Origin of the sequence: Streptomyces sp. NPDC057565, assembly GCF_042801455.1 — a bacterium.
In the GTDB taxonomy this organism is placed as follows: Bacteria; Actinomycetota; Actinomycetes; order Streptomycetales; family Streptomycetaceae; genus Streptomyces; species Streptomyces yanii.
This window is the reverse complement of sequence record NZ_JBHVFU010000005.1, coordinates 424,313-440,293: the sequence shown is the minus strand read 5'-3', so window position 1 is coordinate 440,293 and position 15,981 is coordinate 424,313. Positions and strand designations below refer to the sequence as shown.

Genomic DNA, 15,981 nt, shown 5'->3' with positions numbered 1-15,981 from the left:
CTGAGACGATCGACGCATGACGACGATCGACTGGGACTCCGCCGCCGACTCCTTCGACGAGGAGCCCGACCACGGGCTGCTCGATCCGGTGGTCCGGCACGCATGGGCGCAGCGCCTGGAGAGCTGGCTGCCCGGGGGCCGCTCCGAGGTGCTCGACCTGGGGTGCGGCACCGGAAGTCTGGCGCTGGTCGTCGCCGGGCAGGGCCACCGGGTCACCGCGGTCGACCGGTCGCCGCGCATGGTCGAGCAGGCGCGGGCCAAGCTTGCCGGGACGGGCACCGAGGTGCTCGTCGGGGACGCGGCCCGACCACCGGTCGGGAAGCAGCAGTTCGACGTGATCATGGCCCGCCATGTGGTGTGGCTGCTGCCCGATCCCGAGGCCGCTCTGCGCCACTGGTTCGGTCTGCTGCGGCCCGGCGGGCGGCTGTTGCTGATCGAGGGGGTGTGGGGCGGGGTGGGCCTCTCCGCCGAGCGACTGACGGCGCTGCTCACCCCGTTCACCGAGCGCATCCACCACGAGCGGCTCTCCGGCGACCCGAACCTGTGGGGCAAGCAGGTCGACGACGACCGGTACGCGCTGGTGGCGCGCGCCGAGCCGCCGCACCGGCACGCCGAGATCGTCGATGTGCATCTGATCCTGCGCCGCGGCCCCGACGTCCTGCTCGCCCGCCGCGCCGGCACGGGATACGCGGACGGGCTGTTCAACGGTCCGTCCGGACATGTGGAGGACGGCGAGGACGTCCGCGAGGCGATGGTCCGCGAGGCCGCCGAGGAGATCGGTCTCGCACTGGACCCGGACGAGCTGCGGGTCGCCCTGGTCATGCAGCACCGGGGTCCCGGCGGCAGTCCCCGGACCGGCTGGTTCTTCGAGGCGGAGTACGACCCGGCCCGCCCGCCGTACAACCGCGAACCGGAGAAGTGCTCGGAGCTCGCCTGGTTCCCGCTGGACGCCCTGCCCGACGACATGGTCGCGTACTGCCGTGCGGGGCTGGACGGTTACCGGGCGGGGGAGCACTTCCTGATCCACTGGCACGAGGACGGTGACAGCGTGGCGTACCAGCCGCACGGCATCCGCCGCGCGGTCCCGCTGCGGTCCGGCGGGTCCGGTACCGGCGGGGTGCACCACATCGAGCTGTGGGTCCCCGATCTGGCGGTGGCCGAGGCGGGGTGGGGCTGGCTCCTCGGTGAGCTGGGCCATGTCCCGTACCAGAGGTGGGAGCACGGCCGCAGCTGGCGGCGCGGTGACACCTATCTGGTGATCGAGCAGTCACCGGACCTGGCCCCGGAACCGCACGACCGGCTCCGCCCCGGCCTCAACCACCTGGCGTTCCACGTCCGGGACCGGGCCACGCTGGACGCGCTGGTGGCGCGGGCCCCGGAGCACGGCTGGCGGCTGCTGTTCGCGGACCGCCATCCGTACGCGGGCGGCGACGGGCACTGCGCCGCCTATCTGGAGGACACGGCGGGGTACGAGGTGGAGCTCGTGGTGCGTTAGCGTCCGTCGCCGGACGGGCGCGACGGTGCCAGCAGCCCCGCGAGCCCGCCCGCGAGGGCGAGGCGTTCCAGCTCGTCCAGCGCCCGGCGGGCGGCATCCGCCGCGTCGGGATCGTGTGCGGCCAGTCCGCTCTCCTCGAACTCGTCCTCGTCCAGCCGCAGTACGGAGGAGCCGTCCGCGGACACCCACAGATCGAGATCCAGGTCCTCGACCAGCAGCTCCCCGTCGCCCAGCACCGCGGGCCGGGTGATGTCGCAGTACCAGCCCTTCAGCGTCCCCTCGCCGGTGCGGACCTCCTTCACCGCGAACCACCGGTCACGCCAGTAGTGCTCGGTGAAGACATCGCCCGGCTCGAACCGTACGAAGCCGAAGTCGCGCACACCCGGTGCGGCCCACGGTGCGGTCACCGTCACCCGGGCGCCGTCGTCGCCCACGAGCTCCGCCGGGTAACGGATCTTCGTCCGCCCCGCCTTGACCAGGACGACCTCAACCGATGTTGTGGACATGGCGCACCTCCGTGGCGCAGATCCGGTAGCCGAACCATGTGTTGATGGCCAGCATCGGGCCGTTGTCCGCGTCATTGCCGGTGTACGCGTCCGTGTAGCCGGCCGCGCGTGCGCGGTGCAGCGAGTCGGTCTTGGCGAGCTTCGCCAGACCCCGGTTGCGGTACGCCCTGCGGGTGCCGGTCATCCCCGACCAGTAGCGGGTCAGGCCGTCGGTGTTCGCCGCGCTGAAGGCCGCCACCTCGCCGTCCACCACAGCGACCGAGGTGAGCTCCCGGTCCAGACCGGGGTTGTTCCAGGTGTTCCGCAGCCAGTCCTCGTAGTCCGAGAGTTCGGCCGGGGTGTCGCTCGGCTCGTCCGCCGTGGTCTCCGCATCCGCCTCGAACAGGGGCCGCGGGTCGTCCGCGAAGTCCGCGGCGGTCCGCAACTCCACACCGGACGGAGGATCCTGACGGGGCGGCAGCATGCCCTGTGTGAGGTCGAGATGGAGGAAGTGCGCCGGACGGCTCGGCGAATACCCGCGCTTCTCGGCGAAGACCCGGTTCGCCGGCTCGTCGAGCACCCAGGTGTAGATGGCGACAGCCCCCTCCCCGGCCAGATACTCCTCGGCGGTGCTCACCAGCAGCGAGCCTGCCCCGCGGCCCACCCGGTGGGGATGCGTGTACGGATTGCAGAAACCCTGGCCGGGCTCCGGGCTGTCATGGACGATGCCGACCTGAGCGGTGCCGATGATCTCCCCGTCCTCCTCGGCGACCAGCAGCCTGTACCGCCTGTCGGGATGGGCGTTGGCCTGCTCGAAGGCAACCTGCTCAGGAGTCGTCACCATGTACGGAAGTGCGGCGCGCCGCACCCGTACCCACGCCTCGGCGTCGGTGGGCACGAAGTCGCGAACGATCACAGTCATGCGGCGGACGTTACGGGGAGAACCGGCCCGGTCGCCTCCGAATTTCCGGCGGTGGGGGAGAATTGGGCCGTGACTTTGAAGATCGCTCTCGATCCCGACTCCGGCACCGCCCCGTACGAGCAACTGCGCACGCAGATCTCCGAACTGGCGCGATCCGGCGCGCTGCCCGTCGGCTACAGACTCCCGACCGTGCGCGGCTTCGCCGAGGAGCTCGGCCTCGCCGCGAACACGGTGGCCAAGGCGTACCGGACCCTGGAGGCGGACGGGGTGATCGAGACCCGCGGACGGAACGGTACGTTCGTCGCTGCCGCGGGGGATGCGGCGGAGCGGAAGGCCGCGGAGGCGGCGCGGGAGTACGCGGACCAGGTGAAGCGGCTCGGGTTGTCGCGTACGACGGCGGCGTCGTTGGCGCAGGATGCGGTGCGGGCGGCGTACGAGGAGTGACCGCGGCCGTCCGGTCCGATGGCCGTACGTGTCCGCAAGGACGCGAGAGCCCGTCCGGCGATCGAGGACGGGTTTACGGGCGGAACCCTCAGAGATACAGGCCCGCGTCCGCTCCCGCGTCCTGCTTCGGCACCGAGGCAGGACCGGTGCCGCGACGCAGCGCGTACAGCTCGGCCAGCGTCGAGCCTTCCCGGCGGAGCCCTTCCTCCGAGCCCAGCCACGCCACCGCCTCCTGGCGCGTCAGTGGGCCCACCTCGATGCGGGCCAGGCAGCGGCCGGGCCTGACGACCGCCGGGTGGAGCCGCTCCAGGTCCTCATTGGTCGTCACGCCGACCAGCACATTGCGGCCCTGGCCCAGCAGCCCGTCGGTGAGGTTCAGCAGCCGGGACAGCGCCTGGCCCGCGGTGTGCTTGGCCTCGCCCCGGATCAGTTCGTCGCAGTCCTCCAGGAGCAGCAGCCGCCACCTGCCCTTCGCCGTGCCGTCGTCCTCGCCGATCGCGATGTCCATCAGATAGCCGACATCGTTGAAGAGCCGCTCCGGGTCGAGTACGCAGTCGACCTGGCACCAGTCCCGCCAGGACCGGGCCAGCGTGCGCAGCGCGGACGTCTTGCCGGTGCCGGGCGGGCCGTGCAGCAGGAGCAGCCGGCCCGCGATGTCGTCCGGTGTCACCTTCATCAGCCGGTCCATGGCCTCGGCCACCGGCGCCGTGTAGTTGCTGCGTACCTCGTCCCATGTACCGGCGGCGATCTGCCGGGTGGTGCGGTGCGGGCCGCGGCGTGGCGAGACGTACCAGAAGCCCATCGTCACGTTATCGGGCTGTGGTTCCGGTTCGTCCTGGGCGCCGTCCGTCGCCTGGCCGAGAATCTTCTGCGCCAGCTCGGCGGTGGTCGCGGTGACGGTGACGTCGGCGCCGCGGTTCCACCGCGAGATGAGCAGCGTCCAGCCCTCCCCCTCGGCGAGGGTCGCGCTGCGGTCTTCGTCACGGGCGGCGCGCAGCACCTTGGCGGCAGGCGGCAGCAGCGTCGCCCCGGACTTCACCCGGTCGAGGGAGGAACTGTGGGAGTACGGCTGCTCGCCCGTCGCGAAGCGGCCGAGGAACAGCGCGTCGACGACATCGGCCGGGGAATCGCTGTCGTCGACGGTGAGCCGGATCGGAAGAGCGGACTCAGGGTTGGCAGACATGGCGCCCATGATCCGGCACAGGGGCACCCGGCGCACCCAGGTTTTGCCACCTTCTGCCACCCGTTCGACCGGCCCGCATCGCTCCTCTTATCGAGTCGGTGAATCTGCGTCGGACCTGACGGGTCCGCCGCACGACCGCGTACCCCTCGGTGAGGATCCGGCCGGCGGCGACGTTCCGGGCGATCGACGACGGCCCGGCGGAGACCGGCCGTTCGAACTCCGTGCACCCCCACGTACCCGTCGTCGACGGTGATCGGCACCGGGCGCGGCAACAGGGGTGCCGGTGCGTCAGGCCCGGCCGAGCACTGCGGGGGAGACGGCCGGAACAGGGGAACGTGTGTCCGTACCCTCCCCGTCTCGATGTCGATGTTCTGCATGCGCGACTTTGTCGCCCGGTGCATCGGATGCCGGACTTCCGGATGACGCACGCTCAGCGGGCCTTCAGGGAGACCCCGTCGGACGGACTTGGCATGAACACTTCCGGCGCGGCGCCCGTGCTGCTACCACGGAGTAGGGCAGAGATCCTGCCGGCCGGTCCAAGGGAGAATCCATGAAGATATCCAGACTTGTGGCGTTGTCGTCCTCACTTCTGCTCGGTGCCGTACTCGCCCTGACCGGGGCGGCCACCGCGAACGCCGCAACGTCCGTCGATTACGTCGCACTCGGCGACTCGTACTCCTCGGGGGTCGGATCCGGCAGCTACGACAGCGCCAGCGGTGACTGCAAGCGCAGCACCAAGGCCTATCCCGCGCTCTGGGCCGCCGCCAACTCGCCCGCGTCGTTCGCCTTCACGGCCTGCTCGGGCGCCCGTACCGGCGATGTGACGGCCGGGCAGCTCGGCCCGCTCTCCGCCTCGACCGACCTCGTCTCGATCTCCATCGGCGGCAACGACGCGGGCTTCGCCGATGTCATGACCACCTGTGTCCTCCAGTCGGAATCCACCTGCCTCAGCCGGATCGCCACCGCCCGCAGCTATGTCGACTCCACCCTGCCCGGCAAGCTCGACTCGGTGTACACGGCGATCAGGTCCAAGGCGCCGTCCGCCCACGTCGTCGTTCTCGGCTACCCCCGCTTCTACAAGATCGGCGGCAGCTGCCTCGCCGGCCTGAGCGAGACCGAACGCTCCGCCATCAACAGCGCCTCCGACTACCTCAACACGGCAACCGCCAAGCGTGCGGCCGACCACGGCTTCACCTTCAGCGATGTCGCATCCAGGTTCACCGGGCACGAGATCTGCTCCGGCAGCGCCTGGCTGCACAGCGTCAACTGGCTCAACATCGGGGAGTCCTACCACCCCACCGCCGCCGGACAGTCGGGCGGCTATCTGCCCGCCCTCAACTCGGTGGTCTGACAGGGCGGCGGAAGGGGCACGGGCCGCCCCGGTCAGTCGCCCGCCGGAGCGGAAGCACCTTCCGCCGTGGCGGAGGCCCCGTCCGTCGGGGTCTCCGTCCGGCAGGTCACCGAGAACGCCACTCCGTTCGAGGTGACCGCGACCGGACTCCGCACCTCCAGGGTGATCGTTCCGTGGTACGTGGTGTCCTGCCGGTACGTCAGCTCCGTGTGCGACACCTGCTTCGACCGCCCGTCGCCGGCGCCGAAGGACAGCGACTGCCAGCCGGGATCCGAGCTCGTACCGTCCTTCAGCGCCCACCGGTACTCGACCTGCACCGGCGTACGTCCCACGGTGATCGTCGCCTCGAACGCCGGTGCCTCGGTGTGCGGCGGCGGGCAAGTGCCCTCGTAGCTGTCGCGTACGGGGGTGAGATACACCGTCACGGTCCGGGGCGGCGGCTTGCTCGTGCTGCTGTTGCCGGTGTTCCCGGCGCCGCCCGCGCCCGGTGATCCGTCGGCGTCGGGCGTCCCCCGGGTGGCGGGCGCCGAGCGCGGGGCGCTGCTGGTCGGGCCCGGGCCGGGGGCACCGGTGGCCCCTCCCGCGTTCTTGTCGTCGCCCTTGTGGGCCAGTGTCCAGACGATCCCGCCGACGGCCAGCAGCAGGACCGCCAGCCCTACGGCCAGAACGGCGACCGCCCGACGCGACCGCTCCTCGGGGGCGTACGCGGACGTCGCAGACGAAGCGGGGGAGGGGAAGGAGGTCGCGGGAAACGGTGTCGCGGGCGCCGTCGTGCCGGCCGTCACCGTGGCGCCGTGGGGATCCGCCGCGCCGGCCCCCGCGGTCCGCGGCGTACCCCCGGCGGCGACGATCCGCAGCCGATGCTCGGCCTCCGCGGCCGAGAGCCGCTCGGCCGGGTCCTTGCGCAGCAGCGCCTCGACGACCGGGGCGAGCGGGCCGGCTCGCCGGGGCGGTGGAAGTTCCTCGTCGACCACCGCCCGGAGCGTGTTCAGCGGGGTGTTCTGACGGAACGGCGAATTGCCCTCGGTCGCGGCGTACAGAAGCACACCGAGTGACCACAGGTCCGATTCGGGCCCCGGCGTGCGCCCCAGTGCGCGCTCCGGTGCCAGGAACTCCGGCGAGCCGATCAGTTCACCCGTCATGGTGAGTGCGGACGTCCCCTCGACCATGGCGATGCCGAAGTCCGTCAGCACCACCCGCCCGTCATTGGCGATCAGCACGTTGCCGGGCTTCACATCGCGGTGCAGCACCCCGGACCCATGGGCGCTGCGCAGCGCGGCCAGCACCTCCGCGCCGATGTGCGCCGCCCGCTGCGGGGGCATGGGGCCATCGGCGTCCAGTACGTCGGAGAGCGCGAGCCCGCGGATCAGCTCCATCACGATCCACGGACGGGAGTCCTCGGTCGCCACGTCGTAGACGGTGACCACGTTGCGGTGGGAGACCCTCGCCGCCGCCCAGGCCTCCCGCTCCAGGCGCGCGTACAGCCGCTGCACGTCGGAGGCGGGCAGCCCCGACGGGGCGCGGACCTCCTTCACGGCGACCTCGCGCCCCAGCACCTCGTCCCGTGCCCGCCACACGATCCCCATCCCACCCTGGCCCAGGGGGCCCAGCAGGCGGTAGCGGCCCGCGATCAGTCGGTCCTCGCCCGGCACTTCGCTCACGGTGATCCCCCATCCGCAGGAGTGGCGGCAGCACGGCGGAAACCTCTCCACGCTAGCTCAGACCGGCCCGTTCCGACCCCCTTGCGCACCAATCCGCCGCTGCGGGCGAACCGCTCCCGTTCTGTCCAACTCGCCCTGAAATCGAGCGAATTATGAGCACGGTCGTCAACCTCCGTATGTGTGTACTCAATCCGACGCCCGGGATACACGCGTGTCATCGCGGGGGGATAGGGTTAACCTGCCCGGGCCGGGTGCCCTCGTACGGGTGGGGAGTGACATGGAACAGATAGCGATGCGCAGCAGGCCGCGTGTGCCTGCCATCACATGTGGGAGCAGTGCGACCAGTTCGCGCCTCGACCGCCATCTCGCAGTGCTCGGCGGCCCCGCCGTCCCGCAGCGCGAGACCGCGGAGGCGACGTTGCTGATGCTGGAGCTCACCTCGCGCGACGCCGCGCACAGCCGCCGGAGCAGGAGCGCGCGTGTCTCGCTCTTCGCCCCGCTGCGGCGACTGCGGCGCTCGCTCTTCGGCAGCCGCCGCTGACCCGACGGCCTGTCACCATCGATCCGGCCCCCGACCGATCGTCCGTCCCTGCCTGAACCGGCCCACCGCTCGGGCCGCGCTCAGGCGATCACACCGTCCCGGCGCAGCTCCGCTGTCTGCTCGTCCGTCATCCCCGCGGCCCGCAGCAGTGCTTCGGTGTGCTCACCGAGCGCCGGTACGGCCCCCATCCGCGGCTCCGCCCCGCCCGGCAGCGTGATCGGCGGCAGCATGGCCCGCAGCGCGCCGACCGGTGATTCCACTTCCCGCCACCGGTCCCGCGCCGCCAGCTGCGGGTGCGCCGCCACATCCGCCACGGTGTTCAGCCGGGCGCAGGCGATGCCCGCGGCGTCCAGCCCGGCCAGCGCCTTCTGCGTGGTCAGCGTGGCGAGCACCTCGGCGACCACCGCATCGGTCCGCTCCCGGTGAGCGGTCCGTGCGGTGTTCGTCGCGAAGTCCGGATCGTCCGCCAACTCCGGCCGTCCCAGAACCTGTTCCGCGAGCCGGCGCCACTCCCGGTCGTTCTGCACGGAGAGCAGCAGGTGTTCCCCGTCCGCCGTCTCGAATGCGTCGTAGGGAGCGATGACGGGATGCGCGAGCCCCGTGCGCGTCGGGGTTTCGCCTCCATGCATCCGATGGTGGAGCGGATGCCCCATCCACTCGGTCAGCGCCTCCAGCATCGAGATCTCCACCGGCCCGCCGAGCCCCGTGGTCGCGCGCCGCAGCAGCGCCGCGAGCACCCCCGAGAAGGCGTACATCGCCGCCGCGATGTCGGCGGCGGGCACACCCGCCTTCACCGGCTGCCCGGGCGTGCCGGTGACGGAGACCAGTCCCGCCTCGCACTGCACCAGCATGTCGTAGGCCCGCTTGTGTGCATACGGCCCGTCCGCGCCGTACCCCGAGATGTCGACGGCGACCAGCCGCGGGTGCGCGGCGCACAGCGTCGTGGCGTCCAGACCCAGTCGGGCGGCCGCGCCCTGGGCGAGGTTCTGTACGAACACATCCGCGTCGGCGACCAGCCGGCGCACCACGGCGAGGCCGCGCGGGTCCTTGAGGTCGATCGCGAGGGACTCCTTGCCGCGGTTGCACCAGACGAAGTGCGAGGCCAGACCGCGGGCAGCGGTGTCGTAACCGCGGGCGAAGTCACCGCCGTCCGGGCGCTCGATCTTGATGACCCGGGCACCGAGGTCGGCGAGCTGCCTGGTGGCGAACGGGGCGGCGACGGCCTGTTCGACGGCGACGACGGTGATGCCGTCCAGAGGGAGGGGGCGAGTGCTCATGGGAACCCTACCTATCGTGTACGTAACAACTTTGTCATCCCGAGATGTTGACGTCGAAAACTTCCGGGGCCAGGGTGCTGATCGTTTGGCACGTACACAGCACCTCACTCCCGGAGGCGTACATGTGTGACCTGCACGACCAGCACGAGCACGCGCACGAAGCAGCCATGGCAGCCGGTCCGGTCCTCAGCCGCAGACGGATCATGCAGTTGCTCGGCGCGGCAGGGGTGACCACCGCCGTGATGACGGCCGAGGCCGATCCCGCGATGGCCGCGGCCTCCGAGGTGGCCGAAGCCGCGACGGACGGCGGTTACGAGGCTCCCAAGGGACTGGCACAGGACAGCCCGGCCAAGCAGGCGGCCATCGGCTGGATCGACACCAACAGCGGCCGGATCACCGGGCTCAACGCGGAGATCTGGGACCATGCCGAACTCAGCCTGCGCGAGTGGAACTCCTCGCTCGCCGAGGCCGGGTTCCTGGAGAAGGCGGGATTCGACGTCGAGTTCGGCACCGCGGGCTTCCCGACCGCGTTCACCGCCACGTACCGCTACGGCAGCGGCGGCCCGGTCCTCGGCTTCAGCGGGGAGTACGACGCGCTGCCCGGCCTCTCACAGAACAAGGGCGTCGGCCACCACGATCCGCGCGAGTACGTCCACGACCCGTTCGCGCCCGGTTACGGCCCCGGACACGGTTGCGGGCACAGCGCGCTGGGAACGGCCGCCGCCGCGGCCGCGGCAGCCGTCGCCCAGGCCGCGGCGAAGCACCGGCTGCCCGTCACCGTGAAGTTCTTCGGCTCGACGGCGGAGGAGGCGCTGATCGGCAAGACGTACGCCGTCAGCCAGGGCGTGTACGACGGTCTGGACGCCTTCCTGGACTGGCATCCCTCCACCGCCAACGCCACCGGCTGGGGCACCACCACCGCGATGACCGCGGTGACCTTCACCTTCCTCGGGGTCGCCGGCCACGGCGGAACCCCGCTCGGCAACAAGAGCGCGCTGGACGCCGCCGTGATGATGGCGACGATGTCGGAGTTCCTGCGCGAGGAGAACCTCGCCCCGTCGGGGCGGCTCCACTGGGTGATCAACAACGGCGGTGACATCCCGAACGTCACCCCGGAGATCGCCGAGATCTCGTACTACGTCCGCGAAGGCAGTCCGGCCCGGGTGCAGGTGCTGCTCGACAAGGTGATCGCGGTCTCCGAGGCGGCGGCGAAGGCCAGCCAGACCACGGTCGGACACCGGATCACCTCGGCCTGCTGGAACCAGCTGCCGTCGAAGTCCTTCGCCGAGCTGCTGCACGAGAACATGACGCAGATCGGTCCGCCCGCATTCACCGACGAGGCGCACCGGCTGGCGAAGGAACTCCAGGCGTCGCTGGGACTCCCGGCCACCGGCATGCACGACAAGGTCGGCGCGCTCACCCCGCCCAACCCGGTCTTCATGGGCGGCGGTTCGACCGATGTCGCGGACATCAGCTGGAATGTGCCGACCGTGTCGATGGGCGCGGCGCTAGCCCCGATCGGCACCAAGATGCACACCTGGTCCACAGCCGCGTGTGCGGCCGCCGCGCCCGGCCAGGCGGCGGTGATCGCCGCAGCGAAGTATCTGGCCGCGACCGCGGTCGATCTGCTCACCCAGCCGGAGCGGCTGAAGGCGATCAAGGCCGAGTTCGCCGAACGCACCAAGGGACTGGCGTGGAAGACGGCGCTGCCCGGTGGCTATGAGCCGCCGATGTACGAGCCGCCGGCCTGGTTCCTGAAGAGGACCGGGCAGAAGTGGCCACCGAAGAACATCACCTGGCCGCCGAAGCGGGTCGTGTCGCAGGAGAAGTTCTCCTCGCTGGGGCCGGAACTGACACCGCAGAAGTAAAGGGGCAGAGGTAAAGGACGTGGTGCCGGGGCATGTCCGTGGCATGACCCGGCACCACCGCACCGGGTGCCGGGTGCCGGGTGCCGGGTGCCGGGCGGCGGGAACGGTGCTCATGCCCGCCGGGGCCGGCGCCCGCAGCGGTGACCCGGGCCGCGGGCGACGGTCCGACCGGGACCGAAATAATTTGGCACCGAAGTACTTCTAGACTGTGCGCATGTCCGAAAAGCGAGCAGCGCGCCTCAGTCCCGACGAACGAAGGGCTCAGCTGGTGGCCATCGGCCTGGACATGCTGGCCGACCGGTCACTGGACGAGCTCTCCACCGACGAGGTGGCGCGCCGTGCCGGGATCTCCCGGGGGCTGCTGTTCCACTACTTCGACTCCAAGCGCGACTTCTACCGTGTCGTGGTGCAGCAGGAGTGCGACTGCTTCGCCGCAGCCACGGAACCGGACCCCTCGCTGGAGCCCGTTCCCTGGCTGCGGTCGTTCATCATCGGCTTCGTGGCGTACGTACTCGAGCACCGCAAGGTCTATCTGGCCCTGGTCCGCGGCGCCGCGGGGAGTCATCCCACGGTGGAGGACATCGTCGAGGGGACCCGGGACACGCTCGCCCGGCGGGTGGAGGAGGGGCAGCGGCGGCTCGGGATGCCGGACTCGCCGTGGCTCTCCATCGCCAGCCGGGCCTGGATGGCGTTCGCCGAGGAGGCCGTCACCAGTTGGCCGCTCGACGAGCCGGACGCGCTGGCGGAACTCGCCGCCTTCCTGGAGTCGAGCTTCATCAGCCTGCTCAGCACGCTGGACCGGCCGGCCGCGCTGACGCATTGATTCCGCGGTGAGCCCGGTGGGCGTGCCACGCCGACGCGATGACCCCTCGAGTGTCCGGGGCATCCGCCGCGTCGGTGCGGTGGCCCCTCGGCGAGTCCATGTCACTCGCCGCCGCGCGCATGGCGCCGGACGGCCAGCGGTACGAACACCATGAGGAGCGCCGCCGACCAGGCGAGCGTGCCCGCCACCGGGTGGGCTGTCGGCCAGGCGGCGTCCGCGGACGGCGCCGCATTGCCGAACAGGTCGCGGGTGGCGGCGGCCATGGCGCTGATCGGGTTCCACTCCGCGACCGTCCGGAGCAGGCCGGGCAGATTGTCGGTCGGGATGTAGGCGCTGGACAGCAGCGGCAGGATGAACGTGGCGCTGCCCAGCTGGCCCGCCGCCTCCTCGTTCCGGATGAGCAGCCCCAGCCAGCAGCCCAGCCAGGACGTGGCGAACCGGAAGAGCAGCAGCAGTCCGAACCCGCCGAGTGCCGCCGACGGGCCGCCCTCGATGCGCCAGCCCACCGCCAGCCCGACCAGGATCAGCGGCACCATGCCGATCGCCGTGGTCAGCAGATCGGCCGCGGTCTGCCCGAGCGGTACGGCCGTGCGGCTCATCGGCAGCGTACGGAACCTGTCCATCACCCCCCGGTGGCAGTCCTGTGCGGACTGGAACATCCCGGTCATGATGCCGTTCGCCGCCGTCGCCGCGAGCAGCCCGGGCACCAGGAACGCGCGGTACTCCTGCCCCGGCATGGCGAGTGCGCTGCCGAACACGTACCCGAAGAACAGCAGCATCGTGATCGGCATGGTCTGGGTCAGGATCAGTACCCCGGGGGCGGCCTTGATCCGCTGCAGATGGCGGCCCAGCACGGCGCAGCCGTCGGCCAGCGGTGTGCTGGTGACCGTGTGGACCGCGGTCGCTTCCCGTGTCTGCGTCATGCTGTCGTCTCCTTCACGGGCGGGGAGGTGCGGCCGTCGCCGCGGTCGGTCAGGCGGAGGAAGACCTCGTCGAGCGTCGGCGGGCGCAGGCTCGCGTCGATCAGCGGCACTCCCGCCGCGTCCAGTTCGCGGACGATGCGGGGGAGAGTGAGTGTGGTGTCGGTGGCGACGGTGCCGACCGTGCGGCGCGCGTGGTCGAGCACGGGTTCGGCACCGGTGAGCCGGTCCAGGACGCCGGCCGCGGGCACGAGGGCCGATTCATGGCCGACGACCACTTCCGCGTAGGAGCCGATCCGGGCCTTCAGTTCGGCGGGGGAGCCGCGGTGGGCGGCCCGGCCCCGGTCGATCAGCACGATGTCGTCGGCCAGCTGATCGGCCTCCTCCAGATACTGCGTGGTGAGCAGGACGGTGGTGCCCAGGTCCGCCAGTTCGCGTACCGCCGCCCAGATCTGGTTACGGCTGTGCGGGTCGAGTCCGGTGGTCGGCTCGTCGAGGAAGAGCACCTGCGGACGGGTCAGCAGGCCGGCGGCCAGGTCCAGGCGGCGCCGCATCCCGCCCGAGTAGGTGCGGGCCGGGCGGTCGGCTGCCTCGGTCAGCTCGAAGCGTTCGAGGAGTGCGTCGGCGTGGCGGCGCACGGCCTCGCCACGGAAGCCGAGCAGCCGGCCGAAGAGTCGCAGATTCTGCCGGCCGGAGAGCTCGTCGTCGACCGAGGCGCTCTGCCCGGTCACCCCGATCGCCGCGCGTACCGCGCCCGCCTCGCGCACCACGTCGTGCCCGGCGACCCGGGCGCTGCCGCCGTCCGGGGCGGTCAGTGTGGTGAGGATCCGCACGGCGGTGGTCTTGCCCGCGCCGTTCGGTCCGAGGACTCCGCAGACGGATCCCTCGGCGACGGCGAGATCGAGCCCGCGCAGTGCGTGGACGTCCCCGTAGCGTTTCGTCAGACTTTCACTAAGTACAGCGTACGTAGTTGTCATGCTGCCCACCATAGCGCACTACGTACGGTGTACGTAACTAGGATGGTGAGCGAGGTGATGATCGATGGTGGGGCGACCCGCTGTACCCGAAGTGATCTGGGCACGCCCCGAGCGTGCGGGCCGTGGCCCGAAGCCCGCATTCAGCCGCGCCGACATCGCGGACGCCGCCGTCCGCATCGCCGATGCGGAGGGCATCGACGCGGTGTCCATGCGCAAGGTGGCGGCCGAGCTCGGCTGCGGCACGATGTCGCTGTACAACTACGTGCCGCGCAAGGAGGACCTGTACGAGCTGATGGTCGACCGGGTCAGCGCCGCTTACGAGCTGCCGGAACACCCTTCGGGGGACTGGCGTGCCGACCTCGTCGCACTCGCCCACCAGACCCGTGCGTTGATGCACCGCCACACGTGGGTGCCCCGGCTGATGTCACCCGTCTACGGCTTCTCGCCGAACGCGCTGCGGTTCCTGGAGTACGCGCTGAGCTGCCTGGACGGCCTGGACGCGCGGTTCGGCGAGAAGATGGAGCTCGTCGCCATGGTCAACGGCATGGTCACCACGTATGTGTCCAACGAGATCGCCACGGCGGAGCGGAGCCGGTCACTGCCCTGGTCCGAGGAGCAGGAGCAGGCCGTCCGTACCGGCTATCTGATCAGCCAGATCATGACCGGGAAGTACCCGCGGATGGCGGCCGCGTTCGCCGAGGACTCCGGGCCGATCGATCTGGACGGGGTGTTCGACCGGGCGCTCGGCCGGGTCCTGGACTCGTTCGAACGGTCCGCTTCCTGACTGCCCGATGTGTCACACCAGGGCGAACTGCCCTTCCGGGCCCTCCTCGTGGTGGTCGAGAACGGAAGCCGGCCGCCTGGCCGTCGCCGCGACCGGCAGGACACCGGCCGCGCGCAGATCACCGGTGGTGAGCCGCGGGCCGTCGGCCGGCTCCTCCTGCCGGGGCCGGAGTTCGGCGAGCAGCGCCAGCACGGTGATCAGTTCCAGCAGTTCCGAGGTCCACTCCTGGGGCCAGCCCCGGGGCCGTATCGCCTCCAGACCGTCCGCCCCGTCCGCCCCGGCCCTTCGCTCGAACCACAGCTCCAGCATCCGGACCCCGCCCACCCGGAACTCCCAGGCTCCCGCCGGCACGGGCGAGATGCGTCCCGTACCCAGCAGGAGCGTCTCGTCGGCGGGGTCGTACTCCAGCGTGCCGGGCGCGGCCGGTACCGCGGCCCGCACGTAGGGGCGCCGCCCGCCGGGCAGCCGCGGGCGCTCCCCGCCGCGCGCGCCGCGCAGCTGCAGCCGCAACAGCTCCCGGCCCAGCTCCACCCCGGCCCACCAGCGTGCGGTGTCGGCGGGCAGCGGTACGACGGTCCCGGCGGGGGAGTGACGGGCCGCCGTGACGATCCACGCCAGCACGGCCTCCGCGGTGACCGTGTCCCCGTGCCGGGCGCGCAGCAGCCCGAGCAGCCCGGGCGCCAGATTGGGTTCCCCTCCGCCGGGCCTTCGGTAGAGCGGCCGGATCCGGCCGGGGCGGCCCGCCGGCCAGTGGCCGTCGGGCAGCAGCGCCGTCACGGACAGGGCGGGACCGGTGTCCTGCGGTACGTACCCGTGCTCGACGACGAAGAGCTGGTGCCCGTCGGCGACCCTCCACAGCTCCGGGCGGGCGGCGTCGATCAGTCGGTGGTCGGGGATCAGCCACTGCTCGTCGAACGGTCCGTGCAGGATCCGCACCGGCTCGGGGCACGGACCGGACTCCCGTGCGAACCGGGCGGTGGAGGTGGTCTGGCCGGGCAGCGCCGCGACCGGAGTGTGCGGGTCACGGGAACGGGTGGGCCGGAAAAGCTGTTCGCGCTCGGCTCCCTCGGCGCTGACCAGACGTCCCCAACGGGCCTTGAGGGAACCGGCGTCAGGGGCCGTCACCCAGGGGCGCCCGGTGCGCAGGGGCCGTACGGACCATGGCATGAGGTCATCGAGCAGCGGGATGTCGTCGTCCCCGCCGGCTCCGGCGCCCGCCCGTGCTGCCACCGTGTCGTCCTCCCCGTCGC

15 protein-coding genes are annotated in these 15,981 nt (G+C 71.5%); 7 read left to right on the top strand and 8 right to left on the bottom strand.

Going from position 1 to position 15,981, the window contains the following annotated elements:
• Positions 1 to 16: 16 nt before the first annotated feature.
• Complete coding sequence (locus ACFU8W_RS14450) at positions 17 to 1,495, top strand: trifunctional class I SAM-dependent methyltransferase/NUDIX hydrolase/VOC family protein (RefSeq protein ID WP_384036150.1); 1,479 nt, start codon at positions 17 to 19, stop codon at positions 1,493 to 1,495.
• Here the strand turns inward: ACFU8W_RS14450 and ACFU8W_RS14445 are convergent.
• Positions 1,492 to 2,001: a DUF402 domain-containing protein gene (locus tag ACFU8W_RS14445; RefSeq protein ID WP_384036147.1), complete on the bottom strand. Its 510-nt coding sequence runs from the start codon at positions 1,999 to 2,001 to the stop codon at positions 1,492 to 1,494. The two genes, ACFU8W_RS14450 and ACFU8W_RS14445, sit on opposite strands and share 4 nt — an antisense overlap.
• Positions 1,982 to 2,902 (bottom strand): GNAT family N-acetyltransferase, encoded by a 921-nt coding sequence (locus tag ACFU8W_RS14440; RefSeq protein ID WP_384036144.1) that lies wholly within the window; start codon positions 2,900 to 2,902, stop codon positions 1,982 to 1,984. Before ACFU8W_RS14440 ends, ACFU8W_RS14445 begins: the two co-directional genes overlap by 20 nt.
• A 69-nt stretch (positions 2,903 to 2,971) precedes the next feature.
• Between ACFU8W_RS14440 and ACFU8W_RS14435 the strand changes: the two genes are divergently transcribed.
• Positions 2,972 to 3,346 (top strand): GntR family transcriptional regulator, encoded by a 375-nt coding sequence (locus ACFU8W_RS14435; protein WP_345513581.1) that lies wholly within the window; start codon positions 2,972 to 2,974, stop codon positions 3,344 to 3,346.
• 88 nt (positions 3,347 to 3,434) lie between these two features.
• Here the strand turns inward: ACFU8W_RS14435 and ACFU8W_RS14430 are convergent, their stop codons facing one another.
• Positions 3,435 to 4,538 carry a DUF5925 domain-containing protein gene (locus ACFU8W_RS14430; protein WP_384036235.1) on the bottom strand — a complete coding sequence of 368 codons (1,104 nt, stop codon included), beginning with the start codon at positions 4,536 to 4,538 and terminating at the stop codon, positions 3,435 to 3,437.
• Between the two features lie 541 nt (positions 4,539 to 5,079).
• Here ACFU8W_RS14430 and ACFU8W_RS14425 point away from each other — a divergent pair.
• Entirely contained in the window at positions 5,080 to 5,880 is an 801-nt protein-coding gene (locus tag ACFU8W_RS14425) for an SGNH/GDSL hydrolase family protein (protein WP_384036140.1), read from the top strand.
• 32 nt (positions 5,881 to 5,912) lie between these two features.
• Here ACFU8W_RS14425 and ACFU8W_RS14420 read toward each other — a convergent pair whose 3' ends face one another.
• Positions 5,913 to 7,541 carry a serine/threonine-protein kinase gene (locus ACFU8W_RS14420; protein WP_384036137.1) on the bottom strand — a complete coding sequence of 543 codons (1,629 nt, stop codon included), beginning with the start codon at positions 7,539 to 7,541 and terminating at the stop codon, positions 5,913 to 5,915.
• Between the two features lie 277 nt (positions 7,542 to 7,818).
• On the opposite strand from ACFU8W_RS14420, the gene ACFU8W_RS14415 reads away from it, so the two are divergent.
• Positions 7,819 to 8,082, top strand: a complete 264-nt coding sequence (locus tag ACFU8W_RS14415; RefSeq protein WP_327247209.1) for a hypothetical protein — start codon at positions 7,819 to 7,821, stop codon at positions 8,080 to 8,082.
• 80 nt (positions 8,083 to 8,162) lie between these two features.
• On the opposite strand, the gene ACFU8W_RS14410 is transcribed toward ACFU8W_RS14415, so the two are convergent.
• On the bottom strand, positions 8,163 to 9,359 hold the full coding sequence (locus ACFU8W_RS14410; protein ID WP_384036134.1) for a CaiB/BaiF CoA transferase family protein: 1,197 nt from the start codon (positions 9,357 to 9,359) through the stop codon (positions 8,163 to 8,165).
• 122 nt (positions 9,360 to 9,481) lie between these two features.
• On the opposite strand from ACFU8W_RS14410, the gene ACFU8W_RS14405 reads away from it, so the two are divergent.
• On the top strand, positions 9,482 to 11,227 hold the full coding sequence (locus ACFU8W_RS14405; RefSeq protein ID WP_384036132.1) for an amidohydrolase: 1,746 nt from the start codon (positions 9,482 to 9,484) through the stop codon (positions 11,225 to 11,227).
• Between the two features lie 214 nt (positions 11,228 to 11,441).
• Complete coding sequence (locus tag ACFU8W_RS14400) at positions 11,442 to 12,050, top strand: TetR/AcrR family transcriptional regulator (protein WP_384036129.1); 609 nt, start codon at positions 11,442 to 11,444, stop codon at positions 12,048 to 12,050.
• A gap of 101 nt (positions 12,051 to 12,151) precedes the next feature.
• Here ACFU8W_RS14400 and ACFU8W_RS14395 read toward each other — a convergent pair whose 3' ends face one another.
• A complete protein-coding gene (locus tag ACFU8W_RS14395) occupies positions 12,152 to 12,973 on the bottom strand; it encodes an ABC transporter permease (RefSeq protein ID WP_384036126.1) in 822 nt (273 codons plus the stop codon).
• Positions 12,970 to 13,947, bottom strand: a complete 978-nt coding sequence (locus ACFU8W_RS14390) for an ATP-binding cassette domain-containing protein (RefSeq protein WP_384036123.1) — start codon at positions 13,945 to 13,947, stop codon at positions 12,970 to 12,972. The genes ACFU8W_RS14395 and ACFU8W_RS14390 overlap by 4 nt, the downstream gene beginning before the upstream one ends.
• Before the next feature lie 64 nt (positions 13,948 to 14,011).
• On the opposite strand from ACFU8W_RS14390, the gene ACFU8W_RS14385 reads away from it, so the two are divergent.
• Entirely contained in the window at positions 14,012 to 14,731 is a 720-nt protein-coding gene (locus ACFU8W_RS14385) for a TetR/AcrR family transcriptional regulator (protein ID WP_384036120.1), read from the top strand.
• 12 nt (positions 14,732 to 14,743) lie between these two features.
• On the opposite strand, the gene ACFU8W_RS14380 is transcribed toward ACFU8W_RS14385, so the two are convergent.
• The gene (locus ACFU8W_RS14380) at positions 14,744 to 15,961 is read right to left on the bottom strand and encodes a type ISP restriction/modification enzyme (protein ID WP_384036117.1); all 1,218 of its coding nucleotides are present in this window, start codon (positions 15,959 to 15,961) and stop codon (positions 14,744 to 14,746) included.
• Positions 15,962 to 15,981: the final 20 nt, after the last annotated feature.

Coding starts and splice junctions, on each gene's coding strand:
- ACFU8W_RS14445 (WP_384036147.1), bottom strand. CDS start 2,001: ATGTCCACAACATCGGTTGAGGTCGTCCTGGTCAAGGCGGGGCGGACG.
- ACFU8W_RS14430 (WP_384036235.1), bottom strand. CDS start 4,538: ATGGGCGCCATGTCTGCCAACCCTGAGTCCGCTCTTCCGATCCGGCTC.
- ACFU8W_RS14390 (WP_384036123.1), bottom strand. CDS start 13,947: ATGACAACTACGTACGCTGTACTTAGTGAAAGTCTGACGAAACGCTAC.
- ACFU8W_RS14405 (WP_384036132.1), top strand. CDS start 9,482: ATGTGTGACCTGCACGACCAGCACGAGCACGCGCACGAAGCAGCCATG.
- ACFU8W_RS14415 (WP_327247209.1), top strand. CDS start 7,819: ATGGAACAGATAGCGATGCGCAGCAGGCCGCGTGTGCCTGCCATCACA.
- ACFU8W_RS14410 (WP_384036134.1), bottom strand. CDS start 9,359: ATGAGCACTCGCCCCCTCCCTCTGGACGGCATCACCGTCGTCGCCGTC.
- ACFU8W_RS14395 (WP_384036126.1), bottom strand. CDS start 12,973: ATGACGCAGACACGGGAAGCGACCGCGGTCCACACGGTCACCAGCACA.
- ACFU8W_RS14425 (WP_384036140.1), top strand. CDS start 5,080: ATGAAGATATCCAGACTTGTGGCGTTGTCGTCCTCACTTCTGCTCGGT.
- ACFU8W_RS14440 (WP_384036144.1), bottom strand. CDS start 2,902: ATGACTGTGATCGTTCGCGACTTCGTGCCCACCGACGCCGAGGCGTGG.
- ACFU8W_RS14385 (WP_384036120.1), top strand. CDS start 14,012: ATGGTGGGGCGACCCGCTGTACCCGAAGTGATCTGGGCACGCCCCGAG.
- ACFU8W_RS14400 (WP_384036129.1), top strand. CDS start 11,442: ATGTCCGAAAAGCGAGCAGCGCGCCTCAGTCCCGACGAACGAAGGGCT.
- ACFU8W_RS14450 (WP_384036150.1), top strand. CDS start 17: ATGACGACGATCGACTGGGACTCCGCCGCCGACTCCTTCGACGAGGAG.